Below are 13,278 nucleotides of genomic sequence, written 5' to 3'. Positions count from 1 at the left end.
GTGATAATTAAAAGAAAGAATTCAGCGGGAACATTATGTGCAACGGATCGCAATTTATTTCCTGCACCTTTTAAATATTCACAATATCAATATTTCACCGCATCACAAGCGGCATTAAGCGCAACGGTAAATAGTCTGGATTTGTGCAAAATGCGATGTTCGACACGCGAAGCGCGGCATATTCGACTAAGGTTTTCTGGTGATTAAGACAGCGTAACTGCTGCTCAGTGAATAAGGAGAAGCACCCATGATAACCCCTCAAAAGCTGCGCCCTCGCCTCTTACCTCTGGTTCTGGGCAGTGCGCTGCTCGCGGTTGCCGCTTCTGGCGCCGCGGAAGAGATGAACGCTGGCCAGACGAATTCACCGGATATTTTGCTCGGGCCCCTCTTCAGCGACGTGCAAAGTGCCAAACTCTTCCCCGATCAAAAAACCTTTGCAGATGCAGTGCCTAACAGCGATCCCCTGACGATCCTTGCCGACTACCGCATGCAGCGTCGTCAATCCGGGTTTGATTTACGCCATTTTGTCGAGGTGAACTTTACGCTGCCGGGTGAAGGTGAGAAATACGTCCCGCCTGCCGGACAAAGCCTGCGTGAACACATTGACGATCTCTGGCCCGTACTGACGCGCACCACCGATAAAGCCAGCAATAAATGGGATTCCCTCCTGCCGTTACCGAAGCCTTACGTTGTGCCCGGCGGTCGTTTCCGGGAGGTTTACTACTGGGACAGCTATTTCACCATGCTGGGCCTGGCGGAAAGCGGTCACTGGGACAAAATCAGCGACATGGTGGATAACTTTGCCTATGAAATCGACACTTACGGGCACATTCCCAACGGCAACCGCAGCTATTACCTGAGCCGCTCCCAGCCGCCGTTCTTCTCGCTGATGGTTGAACTGCTGGCGACCCACGACAGCGATGCGCTGAAGAAATACCGTCCGCAGATGGAGAAAGAGTATGCCTACTGGATGGACGGCGTTGACGGTCTTCAACCGGGCCAGGCCAACAAACGCGTAGTGAAGCTTGATGACGGAGCTGTCCTCAATCGCTACTGGGACGATCGCGATACCCCGCGTCCGGAATCCTGGCTTGATGATGTGAATACCGCCAAAAGTAACCCTAACCGATCGGCGACCGAGATCTACCGTGATCTGCGTTCTGCGGCAGCTTCGGGCTGGGATTTTAGCTCACGCTGGATGGATGACCCGCAAAAACTTGGCACCATCCGGACCACCAGCATTGTTCCCGTCGACCTGAATGCCCTGATGTTTAAGATGGAAAAACTGCTGGCGCGGGCAAGCCAGGAGAGCGGCGATGCCGCCAGCGCCAGCAAATACGAGGCGCTGGCCACCGCCCGCCAGAAAGCCATCGAAAGCCACCTGTGGAATGATAAAGAGGGCTGGTACGCCGATTACGATCTGAAGAACAAGAAGGTCCGCAATCAGCTCACGGCGGCAGCCCTGTTCCCGCTTTACGTGAAGGCAGCGGCGCAGGATCGTGCCGATAAAGTCGCCGCGGCAACCTCATCACGCCTGCTGCAGCCGGGCGGGATAGCGACCACCACCATCAACAGCGGCCAGCAGTGGGATGCGCCAAACGGCTGGGCTCCCCTGCAGTGGGTGGCGACGGAAGGGTTGCAGAATTACGGGAAAGATAAGGTCGCGATGGATGTGACCTGGCGCTTCCTGAAGAACGTTCAGCATACCTACGATCGCGAAAAGAAACTGGTCGAGAAGTATGACGTGTCGACAACCGGCACCGGTGGCGGCGGTGGAGAGTATCCGCTGCAGGATGGGTTCGGCTGGAGCAACGGCGTGACGCTGAAGATGCTTGACCTGGTCTGCCCGAAAGAGAAACCGTGCGACAGCGTGCCGGAGAACCAGCCTGCGGCGAATGACGAGGCTGCGCCGGTGAAAGCTGCGGCGCAGTAGTGTATTGCCGGGTGGCGGCTACGCCTTACCCGGCCTACATTTTGGACTCGCAGGGCTTTGCTCAGAAGCTATAACTCGCCCCGAGCTGATACGTTCTGTCACGCCCAATCCAGCAGTTCGTCGCGTCGTAACAGGTCAGCGTCTCTTTGTTGGTGATGTTCTGCGCGCTGGCTTTAAGCGTTAACCCTGCCAGCGAAGGCAGTATTTCGCCCATCCGGTAGGATGCCGACAGATCGTACTGCGTGGTACCGCCGAGTTTACCCGCATCGTTAGCCGGAGAGATCTCCATTGGCCCGGTGTAGCGTGCGCCTGCGCCCAGCATCAGCCCTTTCAGCGCGGTGTTCTCAAAGGTGTAATCCCCCCAGAGGTTAAAGGCATTCTCCGGCACCTGCGTCGGACGTTTACCTTTGTACTTGTCATCTTCCGTATTGATCGCGTGGGTGTAGGCATAGTTAGCAATCAGCGTCAGGTTGTCCGTCGGACGGCTGACGGCAGACAGTTCCGCTCCTTTGGATTCCACTTCCCCGGTCTGACGATAGTTCAGGAAGCCCGGATCGGAGGTGACGACATTTTTCTGGCGGATATTAAACACCGACGCGGTAAAGGTGGTGGCGTAATCCGCCAGCAGGTATTTCACCCCGCCTTCCACCTGCTTGCTGGTGGTGGGTTTGACGTCTTTCGCCACGAGCGTGCCCTGCGGCGACACCGGCGCAAAACCTTCGGAATAGCTGATAAACGGCGAAATCCCGTTATCGAAGGCGTAAAGCGCGCCCAGACGTTTGGTAACGCGATCCTGCGATACCCAGGCCTTCTCACCGTTTTGCAGATAATTGGTGGTGACGGAGCGGTAATCATCGTAGCGCAGGCTACCCAGCAGATTTAAGCCGCCAAACTCCACCTGATCCTGCAGGTAATAGCCGTTCTGCTGATAGCTCAGACGGTTTTTCTGGGCGGTATAAAGCCCCAGCGCGCTATCGTCGATCTGCGAATAGTCCGGATTGCGCATATCCATGCCCGGCGTGGCAGATGCGTAACGGTAGTGGAAGTGGGAGTTCAGCTTCTGATAGTCAAACCCGGCCAGCAGGTGGTGTTTCCACTCGCCTAGCGCAACGGTTTTGGTTACCTGGTTGTCAATATTGAAGCTCTTCAGATCTTCATCCGTGGTGTAGGCAAAGCGGTTGAGCTGATAAACCTCGCTCCCCGCCCCCGTTGCATAAACGCTGCGCTGGTGGGTGTCGACGTCGAAATAGCGCGCCTTCTGGTTAAAGCCCCAGCCGCTGTCAAACTCGTGTTCAAAGCTATAGCCCAGCATCCACTGCCGCTGCTTAAACCCGCTCCACTCGTCTCCGGCGTAATCGCGCTTGCCCGCGTATTTCGAGCGCAGGTAGGCGAGCGGCAGCGGGTTCGACGGCGTCAGGCTTGGGGTATTTTGCGCCAGCGCATCGAGGGTGAGGCGAGTTTTACTGTCGGGTTGCCAGGTGACGGACGGGGCAACCAGGTAGTTTTCATACCGGGTGGTGTGCGGCTGATCGTCATTTTCCGTCGCTTTGCCCAGCAGGCGATAGTTCCAGTCGCTGTCGGCAATCTGCCCGGTTGAGTCGAGATAGCCCTCTTTCAGATTTCGGGTCCCGGTGTTAACGCCGATCTCGGTTCGGGCTTCCCGCTGCGGTTTTTTACTCTGGATGTTTACCAGGCCGCCCGGCGAGCCGCCGCCGTAAAGGACCGATGAAGGGCCTTTCAGGATATCCACGCTGTCAATCAACAGCGGATCGATGCGGGCCTTGGTATTGCCGGTGACGTTATAGGGTAGCTGCAGCCCGTTGTAGAACTCCTGGTCGACGGTAAAGCCGCGAATTTTATATTCGCTCATGTATGACGTATTTCCCCGCACCTCAGTCGAAACGCCCGGGGCATAGCGCAGGATTTCATTCACGGAATTCGCGTGACGCTTTTCAATTTCCGGCGCAGAGAGGGTCGTGATGACCTGCGGCGTTTTGCTTTCGGCCACGGCGGATTTCGTGGCGCTGTTTGTCCAGGCCGGCAGCGCGCTGCCCTGCTCTGAGCCCGTGACGACGATGGTGGATTCTTCGGCAAACGCCTGAACCTGCAATGCCAGGATGACGGCGCCTGCCAGGGCGCATAGCGTGAAACGTGGGGTATTCATGATGTCGTCTTGTTGTTAGATGCAATACGGAACGACAATTATTATCATTTCGATTAGCAAATCAATATTCATATAAAAAAACGGCCCTCCGCAGAGAGCCGTTTATGTCATTTTATGCTCGTCGCAGTAACCTGAATATGCCCAACACAACAATGGCACCCACGACAGCGACCAGGAAACTGTGCAGGTCAAAACCACTTATGTTGCCTCCAAAGCCAAACATCGTCGCCAGCCAGCCGCCCACAACCGCACCAACGACCCCGAGTACACAGGTCAAAATAAAGCCGCCGCCATCGTTTCCCGGCATGATCAATTTAGCGATAGCGCCAGCGATAAGACCAAAGATAATCCAGGCGATGATACCCATAGCGATGCCCTCTTGCAGGTTTAACGCATGTGCAGAAAACCTTCTGCACAGCTAACGTAAGTATAGGTCATCGCCGGAAAATCATTTTCATCTCACCGACTTATCTTTGCCTGAACAGGCAAAAAAAACTCACCGGTTTGTATTAAGTTTCATTGCAGATTGCCGATAACGCTAAGACAGTCTGTCATCAATCAAGGAGCCATCCGGCGTGAGTCATTACAGTGAGCAGTTCCTCAAGCAAAATCCGCTGGCTGTATTAGGGGTGTTACGCGACCTGCAAAAAGGCGAAGTGCCGCTGCGCATCAGCTGGTCGAATAATCAGTTCATCAGCAAGATCCTTGACGCCTCGCAGGAGCGGCTGGTGATTGATTTAGGCAGCCAGGAGCATGAAAACCGCGCGGCGCTGAAAGCGGAGAACGTCGCAGTGATGGCCGAAACGCAGGGTGCTAAAGTGGAGTTTGTCCTGTCGCGGCTGGAACTGAGCGAATACCAGGGACTCCCGGCTTTTGCCACTCCGCTTCCCACCAATCTCTGGTTTGTCCAGCGCCGTGAATATTTCCGCATCAGCGCCCCGCTTCACCCCGCCTATTTTTGCAAGGCCAAAATGCCGGACAAAAAGGAGATCCGCTTTCGCCTCTTCGATCTGTCTCTGGGCGGCATGGGCGCGCTGATGGATACGCCGAAACCTGACGGACTGGTAGAAGGCATGCGGTTTACGCAAATCGAGCTGGATATGGGGGGCTGGGGGCGTTTTTATTTCGATGCACAGCTGATTGCCATCAGCGATCGCACCGTCGTGGACAGCAAAAATGAAACCATCACCACGCCGCGCCTGAGTTTCCGTTTCCTGAACGTCGGACCCGGTGCAGAGCGTGAACTTCAGCGCATTATCTATTCGCTGGAGCGGGAAGCGCGCGAACGCGCAAACAAAGTTCTGTAGGGAAAATCGGGCAGCGTGACCGCCGCCCGTCTGCGGCATTACATGGCATCCATCGCTTTCTGTACTTTCCAGATATAACGAGGCGCCTGTGGTGCCGGGTGATTTTTCGCAACATGCTCAAAGAACTCATCTTTGTCCATGCCGTTAATCTCTTCTATCGCCTCTTTGCGGTCAGAGGAGAAGGTTCTGAGCAACGCGCCGGCACCGTTAACGTAAGAGACCACCAGCGCGTACTGCATCACCTCCGGGTCCTCAATCCCCTTCAGCACGCCATGCTCCATAATGCTCAGATAGGCTGTACCCATTGAAATGTTGCGTTCCGGGTTCTTCAGCTCGCTAGTCGACGGCTGGCCGCTCCAGCCCATGTAGCGGTAAACCTCTCTCCCCGCCGTTGACGCTTTAAGCTGCATCAGCCCGACGGCGTTGGACTTGCTGACAAGCGTGGGATTACCGCCGGACTCGACCGCAATAATCGCCGTTATCAGACGCGGACTGACACCCCAGGCCTTTCCGGCCTGTTCACTGATCGGCATCCACTGCATGGCCCGCTTTACCGGCACTTCAGGGTTCCAGGGCGGATTTTGATAATCATGCTTTGAACTACAGCCAGCGAGCAACACAATCAAAAAAGCAAACCATCTCAATTTCACGTCATCTATCCTTATAGCCGGTCATCGCAGTGCGCCGCCCCTTGAAGCAGGCGGCGTTTAAGCGGCATGATATAGACAATTAGTTTCTCATTCAGCAAGGAATTGCCATGTCTCAGTTTCATCTCATCGCGCCGTCGGGCTATTGCATTAACCAGGACGCGGCGCAGCGGGGCGTTCAGCGTTTGCTGGACTTCGGCCATCAGGTAGAAAATCAGACGATTATCCCCCGCCGCCAGCAGCGCTTTGCCGGCACTGAAGCGCAGAGGCTGAATGATATCAATAGCCTGGTGAACCTGAAGGGTGAAAACCAGATCGTTCTGGCGGTGCGCGGCGGATATGGCGCGAGCCGGCTGCTGGAGAGCATTGACTGGCAGGGTCTGGCGCAGCGCCAGCAGCAGGATCCGCTGCTGATTTGCGGCCACAGCGATTTCACCGTCATCCAGCTTGGGCTGCTGGCCCTGCATAACGTCATCACCTTCAGCGGCCCGATGCTGGCCGGCAACTTCGGCGCGCCGGAGCTGGATACGTTTACCGTGGAACATTTCTGGCGCGCGCTGCGCAATTCAACCTACAGCGTGGAGTGGCAGGGGAATGGGCCTCACTGGGAGTGCGAAGGCCAGCTCTGGGGCGGCAACCTGGCGATGCTGGTCTCGCTCATTGGAACACCGTGGATGCCGCACATCGAGGACGGCATTCTGGTGCTGGAAGATATCAACGAACATCCGTTCCGCGTCGAGCGCATGCTATTGCAGCTTTATCATGCCGGTATTCTTGAGCGCCAGTCCGCGATTGTGCTGGGCAGCTTTAGCGGCTCTGCGCCAAATGATTATGACGCGGGTTACACCCTTGAAACCATGGTCGATTTCGTTCGCTCGCGGCTGGATATTCCGGTGATCACCGGCCTGGATTTCGGTCATGAGCAGCAAACAGTCACCCTGGCGCTGGGCGCGCACGCCTCGCTGATCCATAATGATTCGGGCAGCAGGCTAACCCTCAGCGGCCATCCTGTCATAAAGGCATAAAAAAGCCGTTATACCCGCTTAATAAAACGCTGTTGCCGTCGTTAATATGTTAGGGTTTTAGTAACAGCGTTAACATTGAGGTGGGAGTAAGAGAACATTGGATGCCGCAGCGATAATCAGCCTTTTCATTTTGGGTTCGGTCCTTGTAACCAGCAGTATTTTATTAAGTTCATTTTCATCGCGTCTCGGCATACCTATTCTTGTTATTTTTCTTGCCATCGGCATGCTGGCCGGCATTGATGGCATCGGCGGTATCCCCTTCGACAACTACCCGTTCGCGTACATGGTGAGTAACCTCGCGCTGGCCGTGATCCTGCTTGACGGCGGCATGCGCACCCAGGCGAGCTCCTTTCGCGTTGCCCTGGGGCCCGCGCTGTCGCTCGCCACGGTCGGCGTATTGATTACCTCTGGCCTCACCGGGATGATGGCCGCGTGGCTCTTCCATCTTAATATTATGGAAGGCTTGCTGATTGGCGCTATCGTGGGCTCAACCGATGCGGCAGCCGTGTTTTCCCTGCTCGGCGGGAAAGGGCTTAACGAACGCGTGGGCTCCACGCTTGAGATTGAATCCGGCAGTAACGATCCGATGGCGGTGTTCCTGACCATCACGCTTATCGAGATGATTCAGCAGCACGAAACAGGGCTGAGCTGGATGTTTGCCTGGCATATCCTGCAGCAGTTCGGCCTGGGGATCCTCATCGGCCTGGCGGGAGGGTATCTGCTACAGCAGACAATCAACCGCATATCGCTGCCTCTGGGGCTTTACCCGCTGCTGGCGCTGAGCGGCGGCATTCTTATTTTTGCCGTGACCACGGCGCTGGACGGCAGCGGTATCCTCGCCGTTTATCTCTGCGGGTTCCTGATGGGCAACCGCCCTATTCGCAACCGCCATGCCATCTTGCAGAACTTCGACGGCCTGGCGTGGCTGGCACAAATCGGCATGTTCCTGGTTCTGGGGCTTCTGGTTACGCCATCGGACCTGTTGCCGATCGCCATTCCGGCGCTGCTGCTGTCTGCATGGATGATCTTCTTCGCCCGTCCGCTGTCGGTGTTTGCAGGTCTGCTGCCGTTTCGCGGCTTCAACCTGCGCGAGCGCATCTTTATCAGCTGGGTGGGCCTGCGCGGCGCGGTGCCGATTATCCTTGCGGTCTTCCCGATGATGGCCGGTCTGGATAACGCGCGGCTGTTCTTTAACGTGGCGTTCTTCGTGGTGCTGATTTCGCTGCTCTTCCAGGGCACGTCGCTCGGATGGGCGGCAAAAAAAGCCAAAGTGGTGGTTCCTCCCGTGGGCTGGCCGGTGTCCCGCGTGGGGCTCGACATTCACCCTGAAAACCCGTGGGAGCAGCTCGTGTATCAGCTGAGCGCCGACAAATGGTGCGTGGGGGCCTCGCTGCGCGATTTGCACATGCCGGCCGAGACGCGCATTGCCGCCCTGTTCCGCGACAATGTCCTGCTACACCCTACCGGCAGCACCCGCCTGCGCGAAGGGGATATTCTGTGCGTGATTGGCCGCGAGCGCGACCTTCCCGCGCTGGGCAAGCTGTTCAGCCAGTCGCCGCCGGTGGCGCTGGACCAGCGTTTCTTCGGCGATTTTATTCTGGAAGCGAGTGCCAGGTTTGCGGATGTGGCGCTGATTTACGGTCTGGATGAGGGAGCTGAAGACGGTGATAACCAGCAGACGCTTGGCGAAATCATCCAGCAGCGTCTCGGCGCTGCACCGGTAGTGGGAGACCAGGTGGAGTTTGCCGGGATGATCTGGACGGTTGCTGAAAAAGAAGATAACGCGGTACGGAAGGTGGGGTTGAGGCCGAGGGAAGAGGACGTGGAGTAGCGGTTCTTTGCCGGGTGGCGCTAGCGCCACCCGGCACACAAAAGTTACACCGTCACAACCGGCACTCTCGGTGCCAGCGCGCACATCAGTTCATACCCTACCGTCCCCGCCGCGGCAGCCACGTCATCAATTTTGATTTCGTTACCCCACAGCTCAACAGGTGAGCCAATGCCCGCCTGCGGGCATGGCGTCAGGTCAACGGCCAGCATATCCATAGATACCGTGCCCACCGTTCCGGTGCGCACGCCATCCACCAGGACCGGCGTACCGGTCGGCGCGATGCGCGGGTAGCCATCAGCGTAGCCGCCCGCCACGATACCGATGCGCTGCTCGCCCGCTGCCCGGTAGCGGCTGCCGTAGCCCACCGCGTCACCGGCCTTCAGGGTCTGTACGCCAATGATTTCGCTGCGCAGGGTCATTACCGGCTTCAAGCCGCTGTTGGCAATATCCTGCCACTGGCCTGAGGGCGACGCGCCGTACAGGACAATCCCCGGACGCACCCAGTTATAGTGTGCTTCGGGATGCCACAGCGTGGCCGCCGAGTTCGACAGCGAGCGCGGGCAATCCAGCCCTTCTGCCGCCTGCTCAATGCGCACCATGGCATCGGCAATACCGTCCGGTTTTTCCGCGTCGGCAAAATGCGCCATCAGCGTCATTTCACCCACGTTCTTCAGGGCGCGCAGCTGCTGCCAGACCGTATGTACCCGCTCGGGCTGGAAGCCCAGGCGATTCATGCCGCTGTTGACCTTAAGATAGATATCCAGCGGAGCATGAAGCTTCGCATCCTGAATCGCCTTAATCTGCCAGTTGCTGTGAACGCTGGTGGTCAGCCGGTACTTGTCCAGCAGCGGCAGATCGTCGGCGTGGAAGAACCCCTCCAGCAGCAGGATGGGCCCTTTCCAGCCGCGCTCGCGCAGCAGAATGGCCTCTTCCAGATTCAGTAACGCAAAGCCATCGGTCGCGCTCAGCGCGCTCCAGATACGGTCAATACCGTGGCCGTAGGCATTCGCTTTCACCACCGACCAGACGCGCGCACCAGGCGCTGCCCGGCGAACAATTTGCAGGTTATCCTTCAGGGCCTGCAGGTTCAGCTGGGCCAGAACAGGACGGGACATGACAACTCCTCAGTTATGCGCGCCGTGCAGGTGCTGTGGACGCGAAGGCGTAAACCCCGATTGATAGCGCGCGGCACTTAAATCGTCAAACGGAATTGCCGGGGTGCGCCCGGAAATCAGATCGCTCAGCAGCTGGCCGGACCCGCAGGCCATCGTCCAGCCAAGCGTACCGTGTCCGGTATTGGTCCACAGATTTTTATAAGGCGTGCGTCCGACAATCGGCGTGCCGTCTGGCGTCATTGGGCGCAGACCGGTCCAGAAGGTCGCCTGTTCAACGAAACCACCGCGCGGGAAGAGGTCCCCTACCACCATTTCCAGCGTTTCACGACGCGGCTGCAGCAGCTCGGTGTTGAAGCCGACAATCTCCGCCATGCCGCCTACGCGGATGCGGTTATCGAAGCGGGTAATGGCGATTTTGTAGGTCTCATCCAGAATGGTCGACACGGGCGCGCCGCTCTCCTCTTTCACCGGAATGGTCAGCGAGTACCCCTTCAGCGGGTAAACCGGAATATCGAGAATGCCTTTCAGCATCACGGTTGAGTACGAACCAAACGCCATGACGTAGGCATCCGCTTTGATCACCTCTTCGCCACACTTCACGCCGTAAATTTTTTCCCCTTCCGACAGCAGCTTGTCGACGGAGGTGTTAAAGCGGAATTTCACCCCGGCCTGCTCGCACATCTGCGCCAGACGCTGAGTGAAGAGCTGGCAGTCGCCGGTTTCGTCATTCGGCAGGCGCAGGCCGCCCGTCAGCTTATGCGCCACTTCCGCCAGGGCCGGTTCAACCTGCCCTAACTGACTGGCTTCCAGCAGCTGATACGGCACGCCGGCATCTTCCAGCACGGCGATATCGCGGGTCGCATTTTCGTACTGCTGCTCGGTGCGGAACAGCTGTAACGTCCCGCCCTGCCGGCCCTCGTACTCAATTCCGGTCGATGCGCGCAGCGCTTTCAGACAGTCGCGGCTGTATTCCGCAAGGCGCACCATGCGCCCTTTGTTTTCCATGTAGTGGCGGGTGTCGCAGTTGCGCAGCATCTGCCACATCCACTTCAGCTGGAACTGCGTGCCGTCAAGGCTGATGGCCAGCGGCGCGTGGCGCTGGAACATCCACTTAATCGCTTTCAGCGGAACACCCGGCGCAGCCCACGGTGCCGCGTAGCCCGGAGAGATTTGCCCGGCGTTCGCCGCGCTGGTTTCCAGCGCAGGGCCTGGCTCACGATCGATAACGGTTACGTCATGTCCCGCCTGACTTAAATACCAGGCGCTGGTTACGCCAACGACTCCACTTCCCAGTATGACAACACGCATAGCCACTCCATAATGTGCAAAAGAACAATCTTCTAATTACAGATTGATAACCTAGTTGAAAATATTATTCAACATATGACTTTTTTATGGTGACTTACCTCACACATCCCCCAGCATCAGGGGATAGCGCTAATTTGGGATCTCCTGCTGCGCGTTATTTTTAACCAGCATAATATGCTGAGGGACACCGTTTTTTTGCCGTATCAAAAACGCGAAATCGCAAAGAAAAAATTTCTGCCCCAGCACGCTTTTTAACACGTTGATCTATGCTTGAAAGGAGGCTCTCCAGACAGAGAGAGCACCCACAACGAGGGCGCGCTAATGGCTACTATTGATTCCCTGAACAAGGACAACACACGTCTGAGCGATGGACCCGACTGGACCTTCGAGCTGCTGGATGTCTACCTCGCCGAAATCGACCGGGTCGCAAAACTCTATCGTCTGGATACCTATCCCCATCAGATTGAAGTCATCACGTCCGAACAGATGATGGACGCCTACTCCAGCGTCGGGATGCCGATTAACTATCCGCACTGGTCGTTTGGTAAAAAATTTATTGAAACCGAGCGGCTGTACAAGCACGGCCAGCAGGGGCTGGCGTACGAGATTGTCATTAACTCCAACCCGTGCATCGCCTATTTAATGGAAGAGAACACCATTACCATGCAGGCGCTGGTGATGGCGCACGCCTGCTACGGGCACAACTCCTTTTTCAAGAATAACTACCTGTTCCGCAGCTGGACCGACGCCAGCTCCATCGTCGATTACCTCATCTTCGCCCGTAAATACATTACCGACTGTGAAGAGCGCTACGGCGTGGACGAAGTGGAAAAACTGCTCGACTCCTGCCATGCGCTAATGAACTACGGCGTTGACCGCTACAAACGCCCGCAGAAGATCTCCCTGCAGGAGGAGAAAGCCCGGCAGAAAAGCCGCGAAGAGTATCTGCAAAGCCAGGTGAACATGCTGTGGCGTACCCTGCCTAAGCGTGAGGAGGAAAAAACGATCGCCGAAGCGCGTCGCTATCCGTCCGAGCCGCAGGAAAACCTGCTCTATTTTATGGAGAAGAACGCCCCGCTGCTGGAGCCGTGGCAGCGTGAGATCCTGCGCATCGTGCGCAAGGTGAGCCAGTATTTTTACCCGCAAAAGCAGACGCAGGTGATGAACGAAGGCTGGGCAACGTTCTGGCATTACACCATTCTCAACCATCTGTACGATGAGGGGAAAGTCACCGAGCGGTTCATGATGGAATTCCTCCACAGCCATACCAACGTGGTGTTCCAGCCGCCCTACAACAGCCCGTGGTACAGCGGGATTAACCCGTATGCGCTTGGCTTTGCCATGTTCCAGGACATCAAACGTATCTGCCAGTCGCCGACGGAAGAAGACAGGTACTGGTTCCCGGATATCGCCGGCTCCGACTGGCTGGAAACGCTGCATTTTGCGATGCGTGACTTCAAGGATGAGAGCTTTATCAGCCAGTTTATGTCACCGAAGATCATGCGTGATTTCCGCTTCTTCACCGTGCTGGACGATGACCGAAACAACTATCTGGAGATTTCTGCGATCCATAACGAGGAGGGATACCGTGAGATCCGCTCTCGTCTCTCTTCCCAGTACAACCTGAGCAACCTTGAGCCCAATATTCAGGTGTGGAACGTGGATTTGCGCGGTGACCGCTCCCTGACGCTGCGCTATATCCCGCACAACCGCGCGCCGCTGGATAAAGGGCGTAAAGAGGTGCTGAAGCATGTGCATCGGCTGTGGGGCTTTGACGTACAGCTGGAGCAGCAGAATGAAGACGGGAGCGTCGAGCTGCTGGAACGCTGCCCGGCGCGGTTGAATACGCTGTAGTTTTTTGCCGGGTGGCGGCTACGCCTTACCCGGCCTACGGGTTTTGTAGGCCCGGTAAGCGAAGCGCCACCGGGCGAAAAAAAACCTCTCATAT

The 13,278-nt window shown here is 56.8% G+C and carries 10 protein-coding genes and 1 pseudogene; 5 read left to right on the top strand and 6 right to left on the bottom strand.

Features of this window, described 5'->3' with window-relative positions; genetic code table 11:
- Positions 1–247 precede the first annotated feature (247 nt).
- Positions 248–1,933, top strand: coding sequence for an alpha,alpha-trehalase (locus M2433_RS00610; RefSeq protein WP_429052183.1), 1,686 nt, complete (start codon positions 248–250; stop codon positions 1,931–1,933).
- A gap of 61 nt (positions 1,934–1,994) precedes the next feature.
- Here M2433_RS00610 and M2433_RS00605 read toward each other — a convergent pair whose 3' ends face one another.
- Positions 1,995–4,097, bottom strand: a complete 2,103-nt coding sequence (locus M2433_RS00605) for a TonB-dependent siderophore receptor (RefSeq protein ID WP_429052182.1) — start codon at positions 4,095–4,097, stop codon at positions 1,995–1,997.
- A gap of 112 nt (positions 4,098–4,209) precedes the next feature.
- Positions 4,210–4,464: a GlsB/YeaQ/YmgE family stress response membrane protein gene (locus tag M2433_RS00600; RefSeq protein WP_008502662.1), complete on the bottom strand. Its 255-nt coding sequence runs from the start codon at positions 4,462–4,464 to the stop codon at positions 4,210–4,212.
- A gap of 208 nt (positions 4,465–4,672) precedes the next feature.
- On the opposite strand from M2433_RS00600, the gene ycgR reads away from it, so the two are divergent.
- Positions 4,673–5,404 carry a flagellar brake protein YcgR gene (gene ycgR / locus M2433_RS00595; RefSeq protein ID WP_047345819.1) on the top strand — a complete coding sequence of 244 codons (732 nt, stop codon included), beginning with the start codon at positions 4,673–4,675 and terminating at the stop codon, positions 5,402–5,404.
- 38 nt (positions 5,405–5,442) lie between these two features.
- Here ycgR and emtA read toward each other — a convergent pair whose 3' ends face one another.
- Positions 5,443–6,054: a membrane-bound lytic murein transglycosylase EmtA gene (gene emtA, locus M2433_RS00590; protein WP_047345820.1), complete on the bottom strand. Its 612-nt coding sequence runs from the start codon at positions 6,052–6,054 to the stop codon at positions 5,443–5,445.
- 107 nt (positions 6,055–6,161) lie between these two features.
- Between emtA and ldcA the strand changes: the two genes are divergently transcribed.
- Together ldcA and M2433_RS00580 are read left to right on the top strand one after the other, a co-directional pair.
- Positions 6,162–7,076 carry a muramoyltetrapeptide carboxypeptidase gene (gene ldcA / locus M2433_RS00585; RefSeq protein ID WP_429052180.1) on the top strand — a complete coding sequence of 305 codons (915 nt, stop codon included), beginning with the start codon at positions 6,162–6,164 and terminating at the stop codon, positions 7,074–7,076.
- A 97-nt stretch (positions 7,077–7,173) separates the two neighbouring features.
- Entirely contained in the window at positions 7,174–8,907 is a 1,734-nt protein-coding gene (locus tag M2433_RS00580; protein ID WP_429052178.1) for a potassium/proton antiporter, read from the top strand.
- Here M2433_RS00580 and M2433_RS00575 read toward each other — a convergent pair.
- From M2433_RS00575 to M2433_RS00565, 3 genes and pseudogenes are all read right to left on the bottom strand, one after another.
- Positions 8,839–8,991 (bottom strand): annotated as a pseudogene (locus M2433_RS00575) (hypothetical protein); the annotation flags it as partial. The gene M2433_RS00580 and the pseudogene M2433_RS00575 sit on opposite strands and share 69 nt — an antisense overlap.
- Positions 8,952–10,022 (bottom strand): catabolic alanine racemase DadX, encoded by a 1,071-nt coding sequence (gene dadX, locus M2433_RS00570; RefSeq protein WP_063430649.1) that lies wholly within the window; start codon positions 10,020–10,022, stop codon positions 8,952–8,954. The pseudogene M2433_RS00575 and the gene dadX, both read right to left, overlap by 40 nt.
- Before the next feature lie 9 nt (positions 10,023–10,031).
- On the bottom strand, positions 10,032–11,330 hold the full coding sequence (locus M2433_RS00565; RefSeq protein WP_429052175.1) for a D-amino acid dehydrogenase: 1,299 nt from the start codon (positions 11,328–11,330) through the stop codon (positions 10,032–10,034).
- A gap of 321 nt (positions 11,331–11,651) precedes the next feature.
- Here M2433_RS00565 and M2433_RS00560 point away from each other — a divergent pair, with 321 nt between their 5' ends.
- Positions 11,652–13,184, top strand: coding sequence for a SpoVR family protein (locus tag M2433_RS00560; RefSeq protein ID WP_032658465.1), 1,533 nt, complete (start codon positions 11,652–11,654; stop codon positions 13,182–13,184).
- Positions 13,185–13,278: the final 94 nt, after the last annotated feature.

Source organism: Enterobacter sp. AC1 (assembly GCF_050434705.1).
GTDB lineage: Bacteria > Pseudomonadota > Gammaproteobacteria > Enterobacterales > Enterobacteriaceae > Enterobacter > Enterobacter cloacae_L.
Note: the sequence above shows the minus strand (reverse complement) of the source record. Positions and strands in the feature narration are given on the sequence as shown.

Bases quoted from the DNA above. Each gene is read 5' to 3' on its own strand.
- M2433_RS00560 (WP_032658465.1), top strand. From the start codon at position 11,652: ATGGCTACTATTGATTCCCTGAACAAGGACAACACACGTCTGAGCGAT.
- M2433_RS00610 (WP_429052183.1), top strand. From the start codon at position 248: ATGATAACCCCTCAAAAGCTGCGCCCTCGCCTCTTACCTCTGGTTCTG.
- M2433_RS00565 (WP_429052175.1), bottom strand. From the start codon at position 11,330: ATGCGTGTTGTCATACTGGGAAGTGGAGTCGTTGGCGTAACCAGCGCC.
- ldcA (WP_429052180.1), top strand. From the start codon at position 6,162: ATGTCTCAGTTTCATCTCATCGCGCCGTCGGGCTATTGCATTAACCAG.
- dadX (WP_063430649.1), bottom strand. From the start codon at position 10,022: ATGTCCCGTCCTGTTCTGGCCCAGCTGAACCTGCAGGCCCTGAAGGAT.
- M2433_RS00605 (WP_429052182.1), bottom strand. From the start codon at position 4,097: ATGAATACCCCACGTTTCACGCTATGCGCCCTGGCAGGCGCCGTCATC.
- M2433_RS00600 (WP_008502662.1), bottom strand. From the start codon at position 4,464: ATGGGTATCATCGCCTGGATTATCTTTGGTCTTATCGCTGGCGCTATC.